The sequence below is a fragment of the Nocardia africana NBRC 100379 genome, assembly GCF_001612635.1.
In the GTDB taxonomy this organism is placed as follows: Bacteria; Actinomycetota; Actinomycetes; order Mycobacteriales; family Mycobacteriaceae; genus Nocardia; species Nocardia africana.
This window is the reverse complement of the sequence record NZ_BDAV01000014.1, coordinates 177,581-202,140: the sequence shown is the minus strand read 5'-3', so window position 1 is coordinate 202,140 and position 24,560 is coordinate 177,581. Positions and strand designations below refer to the sequence as shown.

The window sequence follows — 24,560 nt, the reverse complement described above, 5'->3', positions numbered from 1 at the left end:
CGCGAAGGGGCCGTGAGCGCCTCCGGGACCGCCGACGATGCGGCGGCCGAATCCGCTGCGGGGCCTTCCGGCGCGCCCGCGGCCTTCCCGCGCCGCCTGCCGTGGCTGCTGGTGATCGCCGCCGTCGTGCTGGCCCTGGATCTCGGCACCAAGGCGCTGGTGGTGGCGAAGATGACGCCCGGCGAACCGATTTCGATCATCGGTGACGTGGTGCGCCTGACCCTGATCCGCAATTCCGGCGCGGCGTTCTCGATGGCCACTGGCATGACCTGGCTGCTGACCCTGATCGCGGTCGCCGTCGTGATCGGGGTGATCCGCATCGGCCGCACCCTGCGCTCGCTGAGCTGGGCGATCGGTCTCGGCCTGGTCCTCGGTGGCGCGCTGGGCAATCTGGTGGACCGGCTGTTCCGTTCACCCGGTCCGCTGCAGGGACATGTGATCGACTTCATCGCCGTCACCAAATGGTGGCCGGTGTTCAACGTCGCCGATTCCTCGATCGTGTGCGGGGCGATTCTGCTGGTGGTGCTGACGGTGTTCGGCTTCGAACCCGACGGCACCCGTGCCGGCCACGACGATGATCGGGGCGCCGGCGCCCGGGACGGGAAGGCAGGCGAATGAGGGAAACACGAGCCATGCCGATCCCTGACGGGCTGGACGGCATGCGGGTCGACGCCGGGCTCTCGCGGCTGCTCGGGCTGTCGCGGACCGCGGTCGCCGCACTGGCCGAGGACGGTTCGGTGCAGATCGACGGCGCCGCGGCCGGGAAGTCCGACCGGCTCGTGGCCGGGGCCTGGCTGGAAGTCGAGTTCCCCGAACCGAAACGGGAACTCACCGTCGAGGCCACTCCGGTCGAGGGCATGAAGATCCTCTACGCCGACGACGACATCGTCGCGGTCGACAAGCCGGTCGGCGTCGCGGCGCACACCGGTGTCGGCTGGTCGGGTCCCACCGTGGTGGGCGGGCTGGCCGCGATGGGATACCGCATCTCGACCTCCGGCGCGCACGAACGCCAGGGCATCGTGCACCGGCTCGACGTCGGCACCTCCGGGGTGATGGTGGTGGCGCAGTCCGAGCACGCCTACACGGTGCTGAAGCGGGCCTTCAAGCAGCGCACGGTCGACAAGCGCTATCACGCACTGGTGCAGGGACATCCGGATCCGTCCAGCGGCACCATCGACGCCCCGATCGGGCGGGCCCGCGGCAACGACTGGAAGTTCGCGGTCACCGCCGACGGCCGGCCCAGTGTCACCCACTACGACACCGTCGAGGCGTTCCAGGCCGCGAGTCTGCTCGACATCCACCTGGAAACCGGGCGCACCCATCAGATCCGCGTGCACTTCTCGGCGATCCGCCACCCCTGCTGCGGTGATCTCACCTACGGCGCCGATCCGCGACTGGCCGAGCGGCTGGGTCTGCAGCGGCAGTGGCTGCACGCGCGCAGTCTCGGCTTCGCCCATCCCGCCGACGGCCGCTGGGTCGAGATCACCAGCGACTATCCCGACGATCTGGCGCACGCCCTGGATGTGCTGCGCGCGGCGTGACGGAGGTGGCCGGTGAGTGAGAAGTGGCGCCCCGCAGCCGGTTTCGGTGTCGTGGTGGTGCTGCTGATCGTCGTGGTCGCCCTGGGCTGGGCGCGGCCGCCGCGCGCGTCGGTCCTCGGCACCGACCGGCTCGGGCCGGACTCCGGTGAACGCGTCGCCGACTATCTCGAGCGCGCGCACGAATCGTTGTCCGGCGCCGATACCGCGCCCCGCTGGGCGCTGGTGACCGCGAGCACCGGCCTGAGCACCGATGAGGTCGTCGACCTCGGTGCGGGACTGCGTATTTCGCAGGTGCTCTATCACGTTCCGATCGACCGCGTGTCCACCCCGGTGATCACGGTGCCGGTCCCGGCCGGAACCGCCGCGCTGCGGGCCGCGCAGGCGGCGGCCGCGGGCGCGATGGATCACGTCCAGGCCGACGACGACCGCTCCCGCCGCCTCGCGGCGGTGCTGGCCGCGCGCCTGCACGCCGGCTGCGCGTGCGCGGTGAACCTCGTGGTCCGCGGCACCCTCGCTCAGTTGCGAGGTGTGGCGTCCCACACCGGAATTCGCAGTGTGCAGGCGCTGCCGCCGGATGCCGCCGCGGGCGCCTTCGCGGTGCTGCCGCTGCTGCCCGACCACGTCGACGTCGTGGCGCCGGGACCCGACGACGGTCCGATTCCCGACCACTGAGCCCTGCGGTGCTGTCGGTGCCGGGCGGCGTAATCGAGGCGGCGGGGCGATACCGGGGCGACGATCTGGTCGCACTCACCCGTCGCATCGCCGATCGCCGGTTTCCCGCCGCGCACACGGCCGGATGCCGGACGATTGCCCGCCCGTGGGCCCGGGCCCGGGTGCCGTCCGATTCGCCGGAAACGCTCTAGGCTGTCGGACATGTCGATCACCGAGCAGCAAGCGCGCGCACCCGGCCTGACCGCGGCAGAGGTCGCACAGCGCGTTCGTGACGGGCAGACCAACGATATGCCGGATCGGGCGAGCCGATCGGTTGCCGACATCGTCCGGGCCAATGTGTTCACCCGGATCAACGCCATCCTCGGCGTCCTGTTCGTGCTGGTCCTGGCCACCGGATCGATCATCGACGGCATGTTCGGCCTGCTGATCGTGGCCAACAGCGTGGTCGGCATCGTGCAGGAGCTGCGCGCCAAGCGGACCCTGGACAAACTCGCCATCGTCGGCCAGGCCAAACCGATGGTGCGCCGCGACGGCGCCGCCGCCGAGATCGGCCCGAAGGATGTGGTGCTCGACGATCTGATCGAGCTGGGGCCCGGTGACCAGATCGTGGTCGACGGCGAGGTCGTCGAATGCGAACTGCTCGAGGTCGACGAATCGCTGCTCACCGGTGAGGCCGATCCGATCGACAAGTCGGTCGGCGCGAAGGTGATGTCCGGCAGTTACGTGGTCGCCGGATCGGGCGCCTACCGAGCCACCAAGGTCGGAAAGGACGCGTATGCCGCGCAGCTGGCCCACGAGGCATCGAAGTTCACGCTGGTCGATTCGGAGCTGCGCAGCGGTATCGACACCATCCTGAAGGTCATCACCTACCTGCTGATTCCGGCGGGTCTGGTCACGATCTACAACCAGCTGTTCTCCAGTCACCAGAGCTGGCAGCACGCGCTGAACGGCATGGTCGCCGCGTTGGTGCCGATGGTGCCGGAGGGCCTGGTGCTGATGACCTCGATCGCGTTCGCGGTCGGTGTGGTGCGGCTCGGCCAGCGCAAATGCCTGGTCCAGGAGCTGCCCGCGATCGAGGGCCTGGCCCGGGTCGACGTGGTGTGCGCGGACAAGACCGGCACCCTCACCGAGAACGGGATGCGGTTGTCGGAACTGCGTGTCGTCGGCGATGTGCCGGAACAGCGGTTGCGCTCGGTGCTGGGCGCGCTCGCTCACGACGATCCGCGTCCCAATGCCAGCGTCCTCGCCATCGCCGAGGCCATGACCGATGATCCGGACTGGGCGTCGACCGCGGTCGCGCCGTTCAGCTCGGCCAAGAAGTGGAGCGGCATCTCCTACGGCGAGCACGGGAACTGGCTGCTCGGAGCGCCGGATGTGCTCCTCGACCCGGATTCCGGCATCGCCGCCACCGCGCAGGACATCGGCGCGCAGGGGCTGCGGGTGCTGCTGCTGGCCTCCTCGGATCGGCCCGTCGACGACCCGGACGCGCCGGGCACGGTGACGCCGCAGGCGCTGGTCGTGCTGGAACAGAAGGTCCGCCCGGACGCGCGCGAAACGCTGGATTACTTTGCCGGACAGGATGTCTCGATCAAGGTGATCTCCGGCGACAACGCGGTGTCGGTGGGCGCGGTGGCCTCCTCGCTCGGCCTGCCCGGCGGTGAGCATGCCGTCGACGCGCGCCGGTTGCCCACCGCCCAGGCCGAATTGGCCGATGTGCTGGACCGCGAAACCACCTTCGGTCGGGTCCGCCCGGATCAGAAGCGTGCGATGGTGGGCGCGTTGCAGTCGCGCGGGCACACCGTGGCGATGACCGGCGACGGCGTCAACGACGTCCTGGCGCTCAAGGACGCCGATATCGGTGTCGCGATGGGGTCGGGCAGTCCGGCCACCCGCGCGGTCGCGCAGATCGTGTTGCTGGACAACCGTTTCGCCACCCTGCCGTACGTGGTGGGGGAGGGCCGGCGGGTGATCGGCAATATCGAGCGCGTCTCGAATCTGTTCCTCACCAAGACCGTGTATTCGGTCCTGCTGGCCTTCCTCGTCGGGGTGGCGGGCATCGGATCGCAGATCTTCGACTACGCCCCGTTGTCGTATCCGTTCCTGCCGCGGCACGTCACCATCGCCGCCTGGTTCACCATCGGCATTCCGGCCTTCATCCTGTCGCTGGCGCCCAACAACGAAAGGGCGCGAACGGGTTTCGTGCCGCGGGTGCTGCGGCTGGCGATCCCCTCCGGCACGGTGATCGGCGTGATGACCTTCATCGCCTACCTGATCGCCTATTGGAGCGCGGACCAGAGCCTGCCGACCGAGGCGCGCGAGGTGCAGATCGGCACGACGGCGCTGATCACGCTGCTGGTGATCGCGGTGTGGGTGCTGGCGATCGTGGCGCGGCCGTGGAACTGGTGGAAGATCCTGCTCATCGCCGGTTCGGTCGCGGGCTATCTGATCCTGTTCACGGTGCCGTTCACCCGCCACTTCTTCAAACTCGACCCGTCGAACGCCGAGCTGACCGGGGTCGCGTTCGCCTGCGGCGCGGTCGGCATCGTGCTGGTGGAGGTGGCGTGGTGGATCACCGCGGTGGTGGCCGGTGAACAGCGGCACCTGTTCCCGGATTCGCCGGGCCGGAAGCCGCTGGGGCGCAAGGCCTGAGCCGCGCCGGCGCGTCAACTGGTCGCATGGTATGGCGCGCCGTGAAGGTTCTTGTGCCGCGCATCGATTCGCAACGCGGGTACCTTCGGCAGTATGGAGGTCCTGCTGCATCAGATCGATGCGTTCGCGGATGCGCCCTTCACGGGTAATCCGGCGGCGGTCATGCCGCTGCTCGGCTGGTTGCCCGACGAACTGCTGCAGCGGCTGGCCGAGGAGAACCGGCTCTCCGAAACGGCCTTCTATATCTCGGCACTCCCGGTGGAGGCCGGGTTGCCGCCCGGAGACGGCCCGGCGTTCTGGCTGCGCTGGTTCACTCCGGCCACCGAGGTCGATCTGTGCGGGCACGCCACCCTCGCCACCGCGGCGCAGATCTTCGACGATATGCATCCCACCGCCGACCGGCTGCACTTCTTCACCCGCAGCGGCTGGCTCGGCGTGGAACGCGACGGCGCGGAGCTCGAGCTCGACCTGCCGCTGGTCGAGTCGGTGGACACCGTCCCGGATCCGGATCTGATCGCGGCGCTCGGAGTGCGGCCGGTGCGCGTGCTGACCGGCCAGGACGAGATGGTCGTGGTCGCCACCGAGGCCGAAGTACGCCAGGCTCGCCCCACCTTCGCCGCGTTCCCGGCGCTGCGCCGCGGCGTGATCCTCACCGCGCCCGGCGACCGCTGCGATTTCGTCTCCCGCTTCTTCGCCCCCGGCGTCGGCGTCGACGAGGATCCGGTCACCGGCTCCGCGCACGCCCAGCTGGCACCGCTGTGGGCCCGCGAACTCGGCCGACGCGAATTGTCGGCCCGCCAGCTCTCGGCCCGCACCGGCCGCCTGCGCTGCACGGTCAACGGCTCCCGGGTGCTGCTGACCGGCCGCTGCCATCGCTACCTCGACGGGGTGGTCCGTCTGCCGCACGAGCAGACTCTGACCCTTCCGCACTGAGGAGACGAGGACGGGCGAGTCCGCCGACGCTCACGGCCCGGATCGGCCCCGCGCGCCGGCGATCCGTACGGTCGACGGGAGCGCTGTCCGAAACCCGCTCGACAGATGCTGCCGGACGGAAGTAGCGTGCCGCTCGTGCGGGTGCGTGGATCGGTGAGCGGTACGGAGGAGATGTCCGGCGCGGGTGGCCCGGTGCGACGGCGGCTCGGGCGGTCGCTCACCGGTGGCGGCGTCGCGGTCGGCGCGGGGGCGTATCTGATCTGGGGAATGTTTCCCGCCTTCTTCGGATTGCTCGACTTCGCGGGGCCGATCGAAATCCTGGCGCAGCGGATTCTGTGGACGCTGGTCGTGGTGCTGGCGTTGCTGCTGGCGGCCGGGCGATTGCGCGAACTGGGGGCGATCGACGGCCGGACCTGGCGGTTGGCGGCGGTGGCCGCGGCGGCGATCTCCCTCAACTGGGGGACCTACGTCTACGGCGTGACGTCGGGGCACGTGGTGGAATGCGCGCTCGGCTATTTCATCAACCCGCTGGTCACCGTCCTGTTCGGCGTGGTGCTGTTCCGGGAGCGGCTGGTGTGGCCGCAGTGGGTGGCGCTGGGGCTCGGTGGCGCCGCGGTGGTGGTGCTGACCGTCGACTACGGCAAGCCGCCGGTGATCGCGCTCGTGCTGGCCTGTTCCTTCGCCACCTACGGTCTGGTGAAGAAGGTGATCCGGCTCGACCCGATGCGCAGCGTCGCCGCCGAGGGCGTGGTGTCCGCGCCGTTCGCGCTGGCGGTCGTCATCGCGCTGAGCATGCGCGGAGACGCCGAGTTCGGGCACGGCGCGGGCCACACCGCCTTGCTGGTCGCCACCGGCCCGGTGACGCTGATTCCGCTGCTGCTGTTCGCCTTCGCCGCGTCGCGGGTGCCGCTGTCGACCATGGGAATTCTGCAATATCTCACTCCCGCACTGCAATTGGCGTGGGGTGTGCTGGTGGGGCACGAGCCGATGCCCGCCTCGCGCTGGATCGGATTCGGGCTGATCTGGACGGCTCTGGCGGTGTTCACCGCCGACGCGCTGCACCGATCCCGGCGCTGGGCACGACGGGACGCGGTGGGTTAATGTCGGATTCGTGGCGATGCTCCCGTAGGCCGACGAGTACCGGTCCGGGGTCGGGATCGCCACTATCTGAGGAGAAATCCTGTCCATCCAGTTCGATCACACCATTGTCGGCTGTCGTGACAATCGGGAATCGGCGCAGTTCTGGGCCGATATTCTGGGATTGAGTGTGGGAAAGCCGTGGGGGCCGTTCATTCCGGTCACCGTGCACAACGGCGTCACCTTCGATTTCGCTCCGGTCCCGCCGCATATCACCGAGATTCAGCCGCAGCATTACGCCCTGCTGGTTTCCGAACCCGAATTCGACGCGGCCTACGCGAAGATCCGGGATCGCGGCCTGACGTTCTGGGCCGATCCGCAGCAGCGCCGGGAAGGCGAGATCAACCACAACGACGGCGGTCGCGGAATCTATTTCCTCGACCCCAGCGGTCACTACATGGAGTTGCTGACCGTGCCGTACGGCGGCTGGCCCGTGGCGACCGGCGAACAGCGGTAGTGCGCGACCGGCGGCCGAATTCGCTTCGGCCGCCGGTCTTTTCCGATTTCGAATTGTCAGGGCGAGACGGCGATACCGAGCGACAGTGCGGCGAACGTCTTCGGCGCCGCGGAATCGTAGAACCGATCCAGCTCGGTGATCTCGAATCCGGCCTCGTCCAATAATCCGCGGATATCGCGGTTCAGGTGGCAGCCACCAGCGATCACCTGCTGGATCGGATCGAGCCGATGCTGCCAGCTGCGCACGTTCGCATCCGGCGCCAGACCGTGCTCGACGAAATGGAAGGTGGCGCCGGGCACCAGAACTCGTCGCACCTCCCGCAGCGCGACGGCGATATCCGGAATGGTGCACAGCGTCCACGTCGACAACGCGCTGTCGAAACTGTTGTCCGCGAAGGGCAACGACTGTCCGTCCAGCCCGGCCCGCTCCACCGGCACCGGCGAACCCGCGACCCGTTTCGCCGCCAGCCGCCACCCCAGATCCGCCGGTTCCACGGCACTGACGCGACTCACCCCGGCAGGATAGAACGGCACGTTGCGACCCGAGCCGAAGCCGATCTCCACCACCCGGCCGCGCAACCCGGCACACACCCGGCGCCGCAACCGGTCGTTGGCCGCCACTCCACACACCCGATCGACCAACCGCGGCAACACCCGCTCGCTGTAGATTCCCACCCCCACACTGTGTCAAGGCATCGCGGCGCACCGCTACCCGTCAGGGCACCGGGGTGACGTATTTGCCGAGCCATGTGGTGATGTAGCTCAGCACCTCGGGCGCGATCGTCGTCTCGATGGTCGGATATTCCTTCGGGCTGCCGGTATCGGCGGGCTGCATCAGATGGTTGAGTCCGTCGAAGACGTGGACGTCGGCATTCGGGTTACCCGCCAGATCGGCCCGCGCGGCCGGCGCGCTCTGGGCGGCCGGAACCTGCATGTCCTTGGTTCCGTAGAAGGCCAGCACCGGAATGCGCAGTGCCTGCAGGGCCGGCGCGGGGTCGTAATCGACCAGGGCCTGGAAGTACGGCGTGGTCAGCTGATCGAGCGCCGATTGCGACTGCCGCTGCTCCGGCGGTAGCGAGTCGTTGTGTTCGGTGGCGAAGCGGCGGATCTGCTCGTCGTCGCCGGTGCGGATCAACGTGGTCAGGGTGGTGATGTAGCCGACCTGCTTGCGGATGGCGTCGGCGTCGGCGTGCTCGCTGTGCAGCAGCAGCTGGTTCTGCGCGAGCAGTACCTCCGAGCCGGGCACGGCGGGTCCGGCCATCATGATCACGAAGGCGAGCCGGCTGTCGGGGCGGGTGGCGGCCAGCGGGGCGAGATAGCCGCCCTCGCTGTGGCCGAGCAGGCCGATGTGGTTGCCGTCGATGTCGGGACGGCTGCGTAGATAGCCCAGCCCGGCCATGATGTCGTCGGTCAGGTCGGTGTAGCTGCAGGTGTCGAGTTGCCCGCCGGTGCCGCCCACGCCTCGGTCGTCGGTGCGCAGGACGGCGTATCCGGCGCGGGTGAGCGTATCGGCGAGCAGCAGGAACGGTTTGTGCCCGGCGATCTCCTCGTTGCGGTCCTGCGGCCCGCTGCCGGTCACCAGGACGACCGCCGGAAACGGTCCCGCCCCGCGCGGCCGGGTGAGCGTCCCGGCGATGGCGATGCCGTCGCTGCGATAGGTCACGTCCTCGGACAGGTACGGGTACGGCGGGCGCGGCTCCTGCGGGCGCAGCGGAGCCGGCACTTTCCCACGGTGCATGGTCAGTGCCAGGTCGTGACCGGACTGGGTGAAGGTCCCGGTGACCGTATCGGCGCGGCGGTCGTAGCGGCCGTTGAAATGCGGATCGCCCGGCAATCCGGGGATCGTGAAGGCGATCGCATCCGGGGTGGTATTTACCTGTTCGAGCGGCAGATCGAAGATGGCCTGCGCCGGAACCGTCACGCTGCCACCGTCTTCGGTGAAGGTCACCCCGATCGGCAGCTGCTGATTCGGCAGCGGCAGCACGCCGTTCCAGTCGCCGATGACGGGTGCCGGGCGCGGTGTCGCGGTCACCTTGTCGGAACTCGAGCAGGCCCCCACCAGCGCCACGGCGAGCAGCGTGGCGACGACCGCGATCAGTTCGCCGCGCCGCCGCGATCTCGGCGGTGTCCCCGCCCCGCCGCGGGTTTCCGGCAATTCGGACCTCGTTGACCGCAACGATCGCATGTCTCAACGATGACACACCGCGGCGGATGCAGAGGTGTTTTGGCAGGTCACGGCATCGGGCGGGCGCGCGGCCCCGGAGATCACAGACCGGGCGGGGGTCGTGTGCGGTCCGCCTCGAACCGGTCTCGGGGGTGTCACCGTGCGGACAACGTCGTTGCCCGCACAACGGTACGCCCGTACCGTAGGGTATGTGAGCAACGACGCTTTACCCGCAGGTTCTGCGGCTCTGCCCGCAGGTGTGCGTGGCTCGGCCGCGGTCGAGTTCGAACCCTTGGTGCGTAACTTCGCACGCATTGTCGGGGGCCGTGCCGGAGCCGGAGGCGGTCTGACCGTGCTTCGGCACGGTGAGCCGGTGGTCGATGTCTGGACCGGCTACTCCGACCTCACCACACCGTGGACCCGTGAGACGGGTAGCGTCGCGTTCTCCGCGACCAAGGGCATCGCCTCCACCGTGATCCATCGTCTGGCCGACCGCGGCCTGATCGACTACGCGGCCCCGGTGGCCGAATACTGGCCGGAATTCGGCGCGGCGGGAAAATCGCGAATCACGGTGGCGCAGTTGCTCACTCACCGCGCCGGACTGTCCTCACTGCCGGGTGTCGCCGGCGGGCTGGACGAGGTGCTCGACCACGAACTCATGGAACACCGCCTGGCCGCCGCCGCGCCGGACCGGTTGCTGGGGGTGCCGGCCTACCACGCCCTCACCTACGGATGGCTGCTGGCGGGACTGGCACGCGCGGTCACCGGCACGAGTATGCGCGAGCTGTTCCGCACCGAGATCTCCGAGCCGCTGGGCATCGACGGTCTGCATCTCGGGCACCCGGGCCCCGACTCGACCACCACCGTCGCCGCGCTCGCCGGCTCCCGGCTGGCCGTGGCCGGCACTGCCCTGGGCGCCCTGCTCCTCGGGCAGGCCGGGCGTTTCCCGGGGCCGGCGGGCGCCGCGACCCGCGCCCTGTTCCTGCCGGGGCTGCACGCCCTCTTCGACGGTGACGAACCGTCCATCCTGGCGACCGAAATGCCCGCCGGTAACGGCGTGTTCACCGCGGGCGCCTTGGCATCGGTCTACGGCGTGCTCGCCGACGACGGCATGATCGCCGGTCGCCGGTACCTGTCGGCGCAGACCATGCGTCATATCCGGCGCGTGCAGACCCGCCGGCTCGATCACGCCCTGTTCTACTTCCCGATGATGTGGCATCTGGGCTATCACACGTTCCCGATCCCGGGGGCCTCCTCCGGATTCGGCCATATCGGTCTGGCCGGGTCCTTCGGCTGGGCCGAACCGCGGCTTGGTCTGTCCGTCGGCTTCGTGCACAACCGATTCACACCGCAGTCGTTCGTGTGGGATCAGCTGGCCGCGGCCTGGGTGCTGCCTCTGGTGGTCCGGGGCGCGCGGGCGATGCGTGACGGCCGCCGTTCGTCGCAGCGACGCGCGGCCTGAACCGACACTGGACGCCGAACTGCCCTGCGCCGCAAAACTTTTGCGACGCAGGGCAGTCGTGGATCAGGTGAGGTACTGGTAGGTGGGGGAGTCGGGATCCAGCTGCTGGCATTGGATCGGCGAGTCGTCCATGCGTGCCAGCAGTGCCGCCAGTCCGGACGGCGCGCCCAGTTCGATGCCGACCAGCGCGGCCCCGGTCTCCCGGTTGTTGCGCTTGACGTACTCGAAGAGGGTGATGTCGTCGTCGGGGCCGAGCACCTCGTCGAGGAACCGGCGCAGCGCACCGGGCTCCTGTGGGAAGTTCACCAGGAAATAGTGTTTGAGGCCTCGGTGCACCAGCGACCGTTCGATGATCTCGCCGTAGCGCGAGATGTCGTTGTTGCCGCCCGACAGCAGGCACACCACCGTCGACCCCGGCTCGATATCGATCTCGGTCAGCGCCGCCACCGCCAGCGCACCCGCCGGTTCGGCGATCACACCCTCGTTCTGGTACAGCTCGAGCATGGCGGTGCAGATGGCGCCCTCGTCGACCTGCATCATGCGGAAAGACCCGGCGCCCCTGGGGGATTCGGTGCCGATGAGCAGCGGCAGCGACGCATGCGACACCACGCGACCCCCGAAGGTCGCGACCGTCGCGTAGGGCAGGTCGCCCACCCGACGTACGGCCGCGCCGTCGACGAACGGATCGATCTTCGGCAGCGTGACCGGACCGCCCGCGATGAGCGCGGCCGTCATCGAGGCCGCACCCGCCGGCTCGACGCCCAGGATGGCGGTGGCCGGCGAGCGGTCGCGCAGATAGGTGCCGATGCCGGCCAGGCATCCGCCGCCGCCGACCGGGATGATCACCAGATCGGGGGCACTGGGCAGCTGCTCGAGAATCTCCACCGCCACGGTGCCCTGCCCGGCCGCGGTGCGGGCGTCGTCGAACGGCGGGACCATGGTGGCCCCGGTGCGGGCGACGTCGTCGGCGGCAGCCGAGGCCGCCGCGTCGAAGGTGTCGCCGACGGCGATCAATTCCACGAAGTCGCCGCCGTGGGCGCGAATGCGATCGCGCTTCTGCTTGGGCGTGGTGGTCGGCACGTAGATGCGGCCCTGGATTCCCATCGCACGGCAGGCGAAGGCCACGCCCTGGGCGTGATTGCCGGCGCTGGCGGTGACGACTCCGGCGGCGCGCTCGGTGGCGTCGAGCTGCACGATCAGGTTGTAGGCGCCGCGCAGCTTGTAGGAGCGGACCGCGGTGAGGTCCTCACGCTTGAGGTAGACGTTCGCGCCGGTGGCCGCCGACAACCGCTCGATTCGCTGTAGCGGTGTCGGCTCGACGATGTCGGAAATTCGCTTGGCGGCCGCGTCGATCTCGTCCGCGCTCAGTTCGGGCAGCGGAGCGGATACTTTCTCTACGACATCCAGCGGTTCAGACACCCGAACATGCTATCGGGCGCGCCAAGTCCTCCGCGCGGCAGTTTCCCCAGCGGTCCGGTATTCCCGGAAACCGGCGACGCCCGGACCGCGGGCCGGGCGTCGCAACCGTGATCATCGTGGACCGGTGTCGGGGTGAATCAGGACTTCGGGGTCAGGACGAACACCGGGATCTCGCGGGTCGTCTTCTTCTGATACTCGGCGTAGTCCGGGTAGGCCTCGACCGCGCGCTTCCACCAGACGGCCTTCTCCTCGCCGGTCACCTCGCGTGCGGTGTAGTCCTTCACCACGTCGCCGTCGCGCAGTTCGACCGTCGGGTTGGCCTTGAGGTTGTAGTACCAGACGGGGTGCTTCGGGGCGCCGCCGAGTGAGGCCACCGCCGCGTACTCGCCGTTGTGCTCGACCCGCATGAGCGGGGTCTTGCGCAGCTTGCCGGTCTTGGCGCCGACACTGGTGACCAGGACGATCGGAATTCCGCGGTCGAGCAGGGTGTTGGCTTCGGTCCCGTTGGAGGCCTCGTACTTCTCGGCCTGCTCGCGGGACCAATCGGACGGGCTGGGTGCGTATTCTCCGGTGAGTGGCATGACCCGCATAACAATCGGCGGCCGCGGATGTGTTCCCCGCGGCTGTCGTGACCGGATCGCCGCAAATGTTCGGTGGACCGAAATTCCGGATACGTGTACCCTGTCAACATGACAGCGGTCAGCCCCATCGTTCGCCCGGTCCGCCGTGCCACGCATACGGTGCGGCTCGCTGGTGTGCCGTGGCCGGTGTACAAAGTCGAGGCCCTCGCGCTGGGTGTGCTGCTCGCGCTGATTCTGGGCCTGATCACCGGGTCGGCACAGCTCGCCGTACTGGTCGCCGCCGGGTTCGCGGCACTGCGCTGGGTCGCCGGAGTCGCGGCGGATCACCGGTACCACACCGACTGACCCCCGCCTCTGTGGCGTCCCCGGGTCTCGGTGCGCGGCGCACCGACCTCAGCTCGCCAGGCAGCCCGGGCCGAGCAGTGCCTTCAGATCGCCCATCAGTGCCGAGGACGGCGAGACCCGCAGGTTGTCGGCGACCTTGAGCATCGTGGTCTTCTCGCGGGATCCGACGTGGCGGATGTGCACATCGGCGGTGCCGGGGTGGCTGGACAGGACCCGCTTGAGCGCGCTCACCTTGTCGGGGGTGCACAGCCGGGTCGGGATCGTCACCGACAGTGGCTTCTCCATACCGATCGACGACAGATCCGGCACCACCAGATCGTTGGCGATCAGCGAGATCCGGTCGTCGCGCACCGAGACCCGCGCCTTCACCAGCACGACGGCGTCCTCGGTGATATCCATCCCGTACACCGAATAGGCCTGCGGGAAGAACAGCACCTCGATACCACCGGTGAGGTCCTCCAATTGCGCCGAGGCCCAGGGCATTCCGTTCTTGTTGACGCGCCTGGTCACCGAGGCGAGGATGCCGCCGATGGTCACCTGGGCGCCGTCCTTGACATCACCCTGCAGAATGGCCGGGATCGGCGTATCCGCCTGGGCGGCGAGCACATGCTCCACTCCGTTGAGCGGATGGCCGGAGACGTAGAGTCCCAGCATCTCTCGCTCCAGGGCCAGCTTGTGCTTGGCCTCCCACTCCTCGTCGGGCACCTTGACATCGAAGACCGAGGAGATCGAATCATCGGCGTCGTCGAGCCCGCCGAACAGGTCGAACTGCCCGATCGCCTCGGCCTTCTTGGTGGCCATCACCGCGTCGATGGCATCGGAATGCACCAGCAGCAGGCCCTTGCGCGGATGGCCGAGGGAGTCGAAAGCGCCTGCCTTGATGAGGGATTCGGTGACCTTCTTGGTGCAGGCGATGGTGTCGATCTTGTTCAGGTAGTCCGAGAAGTCGGTGAACTTCGACTTCTCGGTGCGGGCGGCGATGATCGAGGACACCACGTTGGTGCCGACATTGCGCACCGCGCCCAGGCCGAAACGGATGTCGGTGCCGACCGGCGCGAAGTTCTGTTCGGACTCGTTGACATCGGGCGGCAGCACCGTGATGCCGAGGCGGCGGCAGTCCGACAGGTAGACAGCGGCCTTGTCCTTGTCGTCGCCGACGCTGGTGAGCAGGGCGGCCATGTATTCGGCCGGATAGTTCGCCTTGAAGTACGCGGTCCAGTAGGAGACCAGGCCGTAGGCGGCGGCATGCGATTTGTTGAACGCGTAACCGGCGAACGGGAGGATGGTGTCCCACAGCGCCTTGATCGCGGCCTTGGAGTAACCGTTCTCCAACATGCCCGCCTCGAAGCCCTCGAACTCCGCGGCCAGCACCTCGGCCTTCTTCTTACCCATCGCGCGGCGCAGGATGTCTGCTCGTCCGAGCGAGTACCCGGCCACTTTCTGCGCGACGTGCATGATCTGCTCTTGGTAGACGATCAGACCGTAGGTTTCGCCGAGGATGTCCTTCAGCGGCTCCTCGAGCTCGGGATGGATCGGCTTGACCTCTTGGCGCCCGTTCTTGCGGTCGGCGTAGTCGTTGTGCGCGTTCATGCCCATCGGGCCGGGGCGATAGAGCGCGCCGACGGCCACGATGTCCTCGAAGGCGGTGGGCTGCATGCGTCGCAGCAGATCGCGCATGGGCCCACCGTCGAGCTGGAACACACCCAGCGTGTCACCGCGGGCGAGCAGTTCGAACGTCTTCGGATCGTCCAGCGGCAGCGCGTCCAGATCGACGTCGACGCCGCGGTTGGCCTTGGCGTTGTCGATCGCATCACCGAGCACGGTGAGGTTGCGCAGGCCGAGGAAGTCCATCTTCAGCAGGCCGATGGCCTCACACGACGGATAGTCCCAGCCGGTGATGATGGCGCCGTCCTGGGCTCGCTTCCACACCGGGATGGCGTCGGTCAGCGGCTCGGAGGACATGATCACCGCGCAGGCGTGTACGCCGGCGTTGCGGATCAGGCCTTCCAGACCCTTCGCCGTGTCGTAGATCTTGGCGATATCGGGATTGGACTCGATGAGGGTGCGGACCTCGGCGGCCTCTTTGTACCGCTCGTGCTCGGGGTCGGTGATTCCCGACACCGAGATGTCCTTGGCCATGATCGGCGGCGGCAGCGCCTTGGTGATCTGATCGGCGATCGCGAAGCCGGGCTGGCCGAACAGGACGCGTGCCGAATCCTTCAGCGCCGCTTTCGTTTTGATGGTGCCGAAGGTGATGACCTGAGCGACCCGGTCGCTACCCCACTTCTCGGTGGCGTAGCGGACCATCTCACCGCGGCGGCGATCGTCGAAGTCGATATCGATATCGGGCATCGAGACGCGCTCGGGATTGAGGAATCGCTCGAACAGCAGACCGTGCGGCAGCGGGTCGATATTGGTGATCTTCAGCGCGTAGGCGACCAGCGAACCCGCGGCCGAACCACGGCCGGGCCCGACCCGGATCCCGACCTCGCGGGCATGGTTGATCAGGTCACCGACGACGAGGAAGTAGGCCGGGAAGCCCATCTTCAGGATCACGTCGATCTCGTATTCGGCCTGATCGAGATACTTCTGCGGGACACCGTCGGGGAAGCGGTACTCCAGGCCGCGCGCGACCTCCTTGCGCAGCCACGAGGCCTCGGTCTCGCCCTCGGGCACCGGGAATTTCGGCATCCGGTCGCGGTGGGCCCACACATCCTCGTAGGACTGCACACGCTCGCCGATCAGCACGGTGTTGTCGCAGGCGCCGGGGACCTCGCCGTCCCAGATCTCACGCATCTCCGCGGCCGACTTCAGGTAGTAGCCGCTGCCGTCGAATTTGAAGCGGGTCGGGTCCGAGAGCGTCTTACCGGTCTGAATGCACAGCAGCGCTTCGTGATTCGTGGCGTCGGATTCGTGCACGTAGTGGCAGTCGTTGGTGGCGAGCGGCGGAATGCCCAGCTTCTTCCCGATATCGATCAGGCCCTCGCGCACCCGACGCTCGATGGACAGCCCGTGGTCCATGAGCTCGAGGAAGAAGTTGTCCTTGCCGAAGATCTCCTGCCACTTGGCCGCGGCCTCCAGCGCCTCGCGCTCGTGACCCAGTCGCAGCCGGGTCTGCACCTCGCCCGACGGGCAGCCGGTGGTGGCGATGATCCCCTCGGCGTACTGGGCGATGATCTCGGCGTCCATTCGCGCCCACTTGCCGAGCTGGCCCTCGATCGAGGCCAGACTCGACAGCTTGAACAGGTTGCGCAGACCGGTCGCGTTCTCGGCGACCATCGTCATGTGGGTGTAGGCGCCGGAACCGGAGACGTCGTCGCTCTTCTGGCTCGGGTCACCCCACTGCACGCGCTTGGTGTTGAACCGGGACTCGGGGGCGATGTAGGCCTCGATGCCGATGATCGGCTTGATGCCCTGCTTCTTGGCCGAGTTGTAGAACTCCGAGGCGCCGTACATATTGCCGTGGTCGGTCATCCCGACCGCGGTCATCCCGAGCCGCTCCGCCTCCTTGAACAGCGGCGTGATCTTGGCGGCGCCATCGAGCATCGAGTACTCGGTGTGATTGTGCAGATGTACGAATCCCGAGTCGGCCACGCGAGGAATCCTAGTCGACGGGACCGACAGCCGACGCCGGGGAACTACATGCGTGCAATTCGCGGCTCGGCGTGTCGGGCGAGTCTTCCGGAATCGCCGGGCACGTCCCGCATCGCCGTGGCGAACCTCACCGCCGCGACCACGGCCGCGGGCGATAGCCGGACCGGATACGAGTGGCACCGGTAACGCCGCGCGGGCCCGGCACCGATAACCCGGCTGCGAGAGACGAACGGTCCACAAGGGCAGATCGGTGCGTCACGGCGGTCGGCGGTCACGGTGCCGCTCCCCGTCTCGCCGATGACGGTCGACCGAGACGAGGGCGGTCGGCCGTCATCATTTTCTCCGCCGTCACCGTTGCGAGCGTCGCCGTTTCTTCGTCGTCGCACGCCGCCGCAGGTAGTCGCGAGCGGCGGACTCCACTACTCGCCCTCCCGCCCTCCGATGCGCGCGAGCATTAACGTAATCACCCGCCGGGCGCGATAATTCGAGTAGTTCGCTACTCGCGAGCGACACGGTACGGGGCGGGAGGATTGCCGGTATGAAGCGTTTGGTTGTGTGCTGTGACGGCACGTGGGGATCGGAGAGCAATCCGACGGTCTCCAATGTCGTGAAGATCGCCGAGTCGGTGCGGTCGAGCGCCGTCACCGACGCGGGCGACCATGTGGGACAACGGGTTTTCTATGTCGACGGCCCCGGCTCTCGCGGCTATCTGGCCGATAAGCTGCTCGGCGGCGCGTTCGGGCTCGGACTCGACGCCAATCTGTCCACGATGTACTGGCAGCTCGCCCTGAACTGGGAGCCGGGGGACGAGATCTACGTCTTCGGCTTCAGTCGGGGGGCCTATACCGCCCGCAGCCTGGTCGGGATGGTCAACCGGCTCGGGCTGCTCACCGCCGACGCGATGGTCGAGCGCGCGTATCCCGAGGCGCTGAAGATCTACCGTCAGCGCAAAGTGGATCCCGACGGCCCGGATCGGCCGGAGTGGATCGAATTTCGTGAGCGCCATTGCATCTACCCGGTGCCGATCACCTTCCTCGGCGTCTTCGACACCGTCGGCGCGCTCGGGGTGCCGTTGCTCACCTCGTGGCGCTACCGCTTCCACGATGTGCGGCTGTCGCGCAATGTGCGATACGCGCGGCAGGCGCTGGCGATCGACGAGCGCCGCCGAATGTACGCACCGTGCCTGTGGGAGATCACCGACGACCCCGAGGGCGGTCCGAGCGGCGCCGACCGGGTGCGGCAGGTCTGGTTCGAGGGCGTGCACACCGATATCGGCGGTGGCTACGCCGACAGCCGGCTCTCCGACATCACGCTGCGGTGGATGGTGGAGCAGGCTCGCACCGCGGGATTGAGCTTCGACGACGAGCGCATCGAACAACTCCTGAACCGCCGTACCCCCGTGCAATCGGCGGCCACACCGGATTCGGCGGTCGCCGCGCCGGATTCGCCTCCGCAGCCGCACGATTCGCTCACCGTCTTCTACCGCGTCCTCAATCGCGTGGGCTGGGCGCTGCATCCGCGCAACCCCCGCTTCTATGCCGATTCCTGGCGCCGTCTGTCCGCCCCCGGTGATCGGCGGGTCTACCTCGCCGACTGCGCCGCGCCGTGCGCGACCTACCGCCCACCGAACGTCGTCCGCTGGGCCGAGGAACTGGCAGGACCACTGCCCACCCTGCCGGTCGGTGAGAGCGACCGGAGCAGCGGCGCCGATCAGCCCGGGACCGACGGGCTGCCGCGGACCGTCGGCGATCAGCCCGTGACCGACGGGCTGCCGCGGACCGGCGGCGATCAGGCCGTGACCGATGGCGCGCTGTCGGCGACCGGCGGTGATCAGGTCGTTACCGACGGCCCGCAACCTCCGGTCGCCGGCACGGCCGCCTGACGCCGCCGCACCTCCGGCGTTCGCCGCGCGTTCGCCGCGCTATGCCCTGCCGACCTGCCGCTGGTGCCGCCGGAAATGCCCCAGTTCTCGGCGGCCGCCGGGGCGATCGGCGCACATCTGGCGGCGCATCGCTTGTCGTGTCGAGCCGTCGGCTGCCGTGCGGCCCCCTTCGCTGAACCTGTCCCCGGCGCGTCCGGTGTGCGCCCGGGTTCGCTTGTGTCTCAGTGGCTTAGCCGCGCGCGGCGATTCGAGTTCCGCATATGCGGATGGCGCGTGACCTGATCGAGATAAACCGGCCCTGTGATCGGTCGCACACATCACCGCAGGTCCAGCTGATTTTTCTCAGCGTAATAACACCTGCTGTTCATTCGACGTTATGTTTACGTTAACTTGCCGCAATCATTCTGTGACTCGCCAAGAAGCAGACCAACGGTCTGTTTTCACTGCGGCGAGCGGGCTTTTGTTCTGGATCGTCGCGTTGGTCCCACCACCGTTCGACGTATCCGGAGTTCGTATCGCCATGCAGATCAGAAGACTGTTACCCCTCGCCGTCCTCGCCGCCGTCGTCACCGTGCCCGTCGCGGCCCACGCCGACGCTCCCGCTGTGCCGCCGCAACTGCAGCAGAGTGCCCAGCAGTGGGTTCAGGGATTGCCGCAGCCGCAGCAGGATCAGGCTCAGCAATTCCTGCAGAACGTGCCGCAGCCGCTGCAGCAGGTGGTCCCGCAGACGTATGCCGACAACCTCGACGGCTGGATCAAGCACGCACTCTTCGTGATGGGGCAGCACGGCATTCCGGGCAGCTACGACGGCATCTACCGCAACGTCATGCGCGAGTCGGGCGGCAACCCGCGTGCCATCAACCTCTACGACTCCAACGCCGCGGCCGGCATTCCGTCCAAGGGGCTGATGCAGGTCATCGATCCCACCTTCGCCGCCTACCACGTCGACGGTACCTCGGGCGACATCTACGACCCGGTCGCCAACATCGCCGCCGCCTGCAACTACGCCGCGCACCGCTACGGCTCGATCGACAGCGTGTTCTCGGCGTACTGATCCGGTCTCGAACCGGCCTCAGCGCACCAGCAGCGCCACCGGCAGGCGGGCGAACAGCTTCTCCAGCCGGGTGCGGCCGGTGAAGGTATGGCCGGTGAGGCGGTCGGTCCAGGTGCCCGAGGGCAGGTCGAGGACGGTATCGGCCCACCCGCCCTCGGCCAGGGCCACGCTGTAGCGGGTCGCGGCCACGATCACCTGCGGCGCCTCGCCGCTGCGGCCGCGCGCGTATCCCACCAGGTGTTCGCTGCGGTCACCGCTGCCGAACAGCGGGGTGTAGGAACCGCCGACGAAGCAGTCCGGCCGCTCCCGCCGCAACCACAGGGCGTAGGCGACGATCCACATCTTCGCCGCGCCGGAATTCTCCAATTCCGGTGTGCCCGTAAGTGATTGCAGCATCGCCAGGCGATGCCCGAAATCGACCGGCCGCCGGTTGTCCGGGTCGACCAGCGAGTCCTCCCACAGCTCGCAGCCCTGATACACATCGGGGATGCCGGGCCCGCACAGCTGAAGCAGCTTCTGCCCCAGCGAATCCGACCACGCGTGCGGCGCGAGCCGGGTCGCCAGTTCACCGAGTTCGGCGCCGACCGGCCCGTCGATCACGGTGTCGAGCCAGCGGTGCACCTCCGCCTCGAAGTCGACGTCGGGTTCCTCCCACGAGGAACGCAGACCGGCCTCGCGCACCGCCTTCTCGGCGAACAGGTGCAGGCGTTCGCGAAACCGCGGCACCGTGGCGGGGCGGCGCCCGTCGACCGGCCACACGCCGAACATGTTCTGCAGCAGGAAGTTCGCGGTCGGCCCGTCCGGCGCGGGCGCGAGTTCCAGCCACGCGCCCACCGCCTTGGCCCAGCTGTCGGCCACCTGCGACAGCACCGTGATGCGGGCGCGCACATCCTCGCCGCGCTTGGTGTCGTGGGTCGACAGCGTCGTCATGGTGGCCGGGCAGCGCACCGCGCGTTCGGCATTGGCGAGATGGAATTCCAGCACCGAACGGCCGAACCGGCCCGGGTCACCGCCCATCTCCTGCAGCGACACCAGCCGCGCGGCCTGATAGAACATGGTGTCGTCGACCGCCTTGGCCGCGACCGCGCCGCCGACCTGATGCATCCGCCGCGCCGCTTCTCCGCCGGCGGCCAGCGCCCGCACCAGCACCGACAGCGGGGCGGTCAGCTCCCGGTTGCGCTGCTGAACCTCGGCCACCACCGTGCTGAGCACGCCGGACAGGGGTGCGTAGTCGGTGCGGTACACCGGCATATGCGACAGCACCTCGATGGTGGCGTTGGTGAGCGCCATATCGCTGATCGCGGCCGAATCGAATCCGTTCACCGCGGCGTCGCGCTTGACCGCGCCGACCAGTCGCCGGACCTCGGGCACGAGCAGGCGTTCGGCCACCGCGCGTTTGATGCGGTGTTCGGTATCGGCCATCCAGGCGGCATCGCTGCCGTGTCCCGCCATCCGCCGCGACAGCTCGGTGAGCGCGTTCTCCCCTGCCGGATCGACGAAGATGCCGCCGACCTCCGCGAGTGCTTCGTAGCCGGTGGTGCCGTCGACGGGCAGGGTGGCGTCGAGCGGTTCGTGGCGGGCGAGCACCTTCTCCACCAGCAGCAGCCGCTGCGGGCCGATCAGCCGGCGCAGTTTCGCCAGATAGGCGGCCGGATAGGCCAACCCGTCGGGATGGTCGACGCGCACCCCGTCGATGAGATCATGTTCGCACCAGGCGGCCAGTTCGCGATGGGTCAGGTCGAAGACCGCCGGCTCCTCCTGCCGGATCGCCGCCAGCTCCGAGACCGCCAGGAATCGCCGGTAGCTGCAGATCCCGGCCTTCCAGCTGACGAGGCGATAGTGCTGGCGGTCGTGGATGCGCAGCGCGTTCTCGCCGTCGGTGCCGGGAGCGATCGGGAAACGCAGATCGCGCAGGGCCAGTACGGGTTCGGGGCCCGAGCGGTCGACGGTGAGCGCGGCCGGATCGTTCTCGCTGTGCAACACCGGCAGCGCGAGCCGCCCGCCCGCGCCGTTGCCCGGGCTCCAGTCGATGTCGAAGAAATGCGCGAACTTCGAATTCTTGCCGTTGCGCAGCACATCCCACCACCACGGGTTGCGCTGCGGATCGCCGACGCCGACGTGATTGGGCACCAGATCGACGATCAGGCCCATGCCCCGGCCGCGGACCTCGTCGGCGAGCGCCTTCAGCCCGCCCGGCCCGCCCAGTGCCGCCGACACGGTGGTCGGATCGGTGACGTCGTAGCCGTGCGCGGATCCCGGCACCGCGGTCATCACCGGGGACAGGTACAGATGCGAAATACCCAGCTGCTGCAGGTATTCGGCGATCGCGCGGGCATCGGTGAAGGTCAGGGCGTCCGGGCGCAGCTGTAGCCGGTACGTGCTGCGCACGGGGGTCCGGCGGGCGATCGGGCCGGTGCGGTGTTCAGGCGAAGGGGTGTCTGTCATCTCGATATCGGTGTGGAATCGGTACGGCGGAGAACGAGCAGGCAGCGAGCGGGTACGGCGACCGTGGCCGCTGCGGGGTAGGTGGCATCCGAGCGCCCGGTGGGTGTCGAGCAATCCAGCGCCACCGTCCAATGCGCGCCGAATTCCGGTCCGGGTACGGCGAATTCGAGGGGTGCGTCGTGGGCATTGAAACACAGCAGGAAGGAATCATCGCGCACGCGTTCCCCGCGCGGGCCCGGTTCGGCGATCGCCTCGCCGTTGAGGAACACCGCCAGCGAGCGGGCGAAGCCGGTGTTCCAGTCGGCGGTGGTCATCTCCGTGCCGCCGGGGGTGAACCACGCGATATCGCCGGCGTGTGCGCCGGGGCGCTCGTCGGATACGGTGCCGGGGCGCTCGTCGGCGAGGGTGCCGGGACGTCCGTCGAAGAAGCGCCGGCGCCGGAACACCGGATGGGCGTGGCGCAGCGCGAAGGCGGCGCGGGTGAACGTCAGCAGGTCGGCGTATTTCTGCGCGGCGCCCCAATCCATCCAGGACAGTGGCGAATCCTGGCAGTACGCGTTGTTGTTGCCCGCCTGGGTGCGCCCGATCTCGTCGCCGTGCAGCAACATCGGGGTGCCCTGTGACAATGCGAGGGTGGCGATCATGTTGCGGCTCTGGCGATCCCGCAGGGCACAGACCTCCGGATCGTCGGTGGGACCTTCGATCCCGCAGTTCCAGGACCGGTTGTCGTTCTCGCCGTCGCGGTTGTCCTCGCCGTTGGCGTGATTGTGTTTGTCGTTGTAGGACACCAGATCTCGTAGCGTGAAGCCGTCGTGGGCGGTGACGAAGTTGATGCTCGCGCCCGGGCGGCGGCCGGTCGCCTCGTACAGATCGGAACTGCCGGTGAACCGCGAGGCGAATTCGCCCAGGGTCGCCGGTCGCCCGCGCCAGTAGTCGCGCACGGTATCGCGGTACTTGCCGTTCCACTCGGTCCACAGTCCGGGAAAGTTCCCGACCTGGTAGCCACCCTCGCCGACATCCCATGGTTCGGCGATAAGTTTGACCTGGCTGACCACCGGGTCCTGCTGCACCAGATCGAAGAAGGTGGAAAGCCGGTCCACATCGTGTAATTCGCGCGCCAGCGTGGCCGCCAGGTCGAAGCGGAAGCCGTCGACGTGCATATCCAGGATCCAGTACCGCAGCGAATCCATGATCAGCTGCAGGGTGTGCGGATGGCGCACGTTGAGGCTGTTGCCGGTGCCGGTGTAGTCCATGTAGTGCGCCGGATCGTCCTCGGCCAGGCGGTAATACGCCGCGTTGTCGATCCCGCGCAGCCCGATCGTCGGCCCGAGGTGATTGCCCTCGCCGGTGTGGTTGTAGACCACGTCGAGGATCACCTCGATGCCGGCGCTGTGCAGTGCGCGGACCATGGCCTTGAACTCGGTGACCGCGGCCCCGGCCCGCGGATCGGCCGCGTACTCGTGGTGTGGTGCCAGATAGCCGAAACTGTTGTACCCCCAGTAGTTTCGCAGCCCACGGTCGAGCAGGATCCGGTCGTGCAGGAACTGATGAACCGGCATCAGTTCGATCGCTGTGACACCGAGGGACAGCAGATGGTCGATGATCGCCGGATGCGCGATACCCGCGTAGGTGCCGCGCAGCCGCTGCGGAATCGCCGGATGCGTCATCGTCAGACCCTTGACGTGAGCTTCGTAGATGACGGTTTCGTGATAGGGCCGCCGCGGTGCGCGGTCGCCGGCCCAGTCGAAGTACGGGTTCACCACCACGCCGGTCATGGTGTGCCCCAGCGTATCCGCGCCGAAGGTGTGCAAGGTGGCGTCGGCGGCGAACGTGCCCGCGAAAGCCTTGCCGTAGGGATCGAGCAGTAGTTTGCTGCTGTCGCAGCGCAAACCGCGGGAGGGCTCGTAGGGGCCGTGCACGCGGAAGCCGTAGCGCTGCCCGGGTGCGACGGTGGGCAGATACGCGTGCCAGACGTAACCGTCGACCTCGTCGAGCGGGATGCGGTGCTCACCGCCCGCGCGATCGATCAGGCACAGCTCGACCTGTTCGGCAACTTCGGAGAACACCGAGAAGTTGGTGCCGGCGCCGTCGTAGGTCGCGCCCAGCGGATAGGCGGCACCCGGCCAGACGCCGAGAGGCGTCATCTCACCGGATGTATCGGGCCGAACCATATACCGACAGTAACCGTCGCGCCGGAGCCACCGGTGCGGGTGGGCCGGGTCGTGC

At 68.3% G+C, this 24,560-nt stretch carries 18 protein-coding genes; 11 read left to right on the top strand and 7 right to left on the bottom strand.

Annotation, left to right across the window (positions count from 1 at the left end):
- The first annotated feature begins 12 nt into the window (after window positions 1–12).
- From lspA to NA3_RS25735, 7 genes are all read left to right on the top strand, one after another.
- Window positions 13–618, top strand: coding sequence for a signal peptidase II (gene lspA, locus NA3_RS25770; RefSeq protein WP_062966360.1), 606 nt, complete (start codon window positions 13–15; stop codon window positions 616–618).
- A complete protein-coding gene (locus tag NA3_RS25765) occupies window positions 615–1,541 on the top strand; it encodes an RluA family pseudouridine synthase (RefSeq protein ID WP_062966217.1) in 927 nt (308 codons plus the stop codon). Before lspA ends, NA3_RS25765 begins: the two co-directional genes overlap by 4 nt.
- Window positions 1,542–1,553: 12 nt before the next feature.
- The gene (locus NA3_RS25760; RefSeq protein WP_062966216.1) at window positions 1,554–2,213 is read left to right on the top strand and encodes a hypothetical protein; all 660 of its coding nucleotides are present in this window, start codon (window positions 1,554–1,556) and stop codon (window positions 2,211–2,213) included.
- A gap of 201 nt (window positions 2,214–2,414) precedes the next feature.
- A complete protein-coding gene (locus NA3_RS25750; protein WP_062966214.1) occupies window positions 2,415–4,862 on the top strand; it encodes a cation-translocating P-type ATPase in 2,448 nt (815 codons plus the stop codon).
- A 93-nt stretch (window positions 4,863–4,955) separates the two neighbouring features.
- Window positions 4,956–5,795 (top strand): PhzF family phenazine biosynthesis protein, encoded by an 840-nt coding sequence (locus NA3_RS25745; RefSeq protein WP_062966213.1) that lies wholly within the window; start codon window positions 4,956–4,958, stop codon window positions 5,793–5,795.
- Between the two features lie 171 nt (window positions 5,796–5,966).
- Window positions 5,967–6,896, top strand: coding sequence for an EamA family transporter RarD (gene rarD, locus NA3_RS25740; RefSeq protein WP_062966359.1), 930 nt, complete (start codon window positions 5,967–5,969; stop codon window positions 6,894–6,896).
- Between the two features lie 79 nt (window positions 6,897–6,975).
- The gene (locus tag NA3_RS25735) at window positions 6,976–7,389 is read left to right on the top strand and encodes a VOC family protein (protein WP_062966212.1); all 414 of its coding nucleotides are present in this window, start codon (window positions 6,976–6,978) and stop codon (window positions 7,387–7,389) included.
- 56 nt (window positions 7,390–7,445) lie between these two features.
- Here the strand turns inward: NA3_RS25735 and NA3_RS25730 are convergent, their stop codons facing one another.
- Both NA3_RS25730 and NA3_RS25725 read right to left on the bottom strand, forming a co-directional pair.
- A complete protein-coding gene (locus NA3_RS25730; protein ID WP_062966211.1) occupies window positions 7,446–8,063 on the bottom strand; it encodes a class I SAM-dependent methyltransferase in 618 nt (205 codons plus the stop codon).
- A 40-nt stretch (window positions 8,064–8,103) separates the two neighbouring features.
- Entirely contained in the window at window positions 8,104–9,573 is a 1,470-nt protein-coding gene (locus NA3_RS25725) for an alpha/beta hydrolase family protein (RefSeq protein ID WP_084491862.1), read from the bottom strand.
- Window positions 9,574–9,712: 139 nt separating this feature from the next.
- On the opposite strand from NA3_RS25725, the gene NA3_RS25720 reads away from it, so the two are divergent.
- On the top strand, window positions 9,713–11,014 hold the full coding sequence (locus tag NA3_RS25720) for a serine hydrolase domain-containing protein (RefSeq protein ID WP_308189534.1): 1,302 nt from the start codon (window positions 9,713–9,715) through the stop codon (window positions 11,012–11,014).
- Window positions 11,015–11,077: 63 nt separating this feature from the next.
- Here NA3_RS25720 and ilvA read toward each other — a convergent pair whose 3' ends face one another.
- Entirely contained in the window at window positions 11,078–12,433 is a 1,356-nt protein-coding gene (ilvA, locus tag NA3_RS25715; protein WP_062966209.1) for a threonine ammonia-lyase IlvA, read from the bottom strand.
- A gap of 137 nt (window positions 12,434–12,570) precedes the next feature.
- The gene (locus NA3_RS25710) at window positions 12,571–13,014 is read right to left on the bottom strand and encodes a nitroreductase family deazaflavin-dependent oxidoreductase (RefSeq protein ID WP_062966357.1); all 444 of its coding nucleotides are present in this window, start codon (window positions 13,012–13,014) and stop codon (window positions 12,571–12,573) included.
- A gap of 108 nt (window positions 13,015–13,122) precedes the next feature.
- Between NA3_RS25710 and NA3_RS25705 the strand changes: the two genes are divergently transcribed.
- Window positions 13,123–13,359 (top strand): hypothetical protein, encoded by a 237-nt coding sequence (locus tag NA3_RS25705; protein WP_062966208.1) that lies wholly within the window; start codon window positions 13,123–13,125, stop codon window positions 13,357–13,359.
- 48 nt (window positions 13,360–13,407) lie between these two features.
- Here the strand turns inward: NA3_RS25705 and dnaE are convergent, their stop codons facing one another.
- Window positions 13,408–16,953 (bottom strand): DNA polymerase III subunit alpha, encoded by a 3,546-nt coding sequence (gene dnaE, locus NA3_RS25700; protein ID WP_062966207.1) that lies wholly within the window; start codon window positions 16,951–16,953, stop codon window positions 13,408–13,410.
- A 538-nt stretch (window positions 16,954–17,491) separates the two neighbouring features.
- On the opposite strand from dnaE, the gene NA3_RS25695 reads away from it, so the two are divergent.
- The gene (locus NA3_RS25695) at window positions 17,492–18,835 is read left to right on the top strand and encodes a T6SS phospholipase effector Tle1-like catalytic domain-containing protein (RefSeq protein ID WP_084491861.1); all 1,344 of its coding nucleotides are present in this window, start codon (window positions 17,492–17,494) and stop codon (window positions 18,833–18,835) included.
- 520 nt (window positions 18,836–19,355) lie between these two features.
- Window positions 19,356–19,889 (top strand): transglycosylase SLT domain-containing protein, encoded by a 534-nt coding sequence (locus tag NA3_RS36265; protein WP_128145171.1) that lies wholly within the window; start codon window positions 19,356–19,358, stop codon window positions 19,887–19,889.
- An 18-nt stretch (window positions 19,890–19,907) separates the two neighbouring features.
- On the opposite strand, the gene treY is transcribed toward NA3_RS36265, so the two are convergent.
- Window positions 19,908–22,334 (bottom strand): malto-oligosyltrehalose synthase, encoded by a 2,427-nt coding sequence (gene treY / locus NA3_RS25685; RefSeq protein WP_062966206.1) that lies wholly within the window; start codon window positions 22,332–22,334, stop codon window positions 19,908–19,910.
- Complete coding sequence (gene glgX / locus NA3_RS25680; RefSeq protein WP_062966205.1) at window positions 22,331–24,505, bottom strand: glycogen debranching protein GlgX; 2,175 nt, start codon at window positions 24,503–24,505, stop codon at window positions 22,331–22,333. Before glgX ends, treY begins: the two co-directional genes overlap by 4 nt.
- Between the last annotated feature and the right edge of the window lie 55 nt (window positions 24,506–24,560).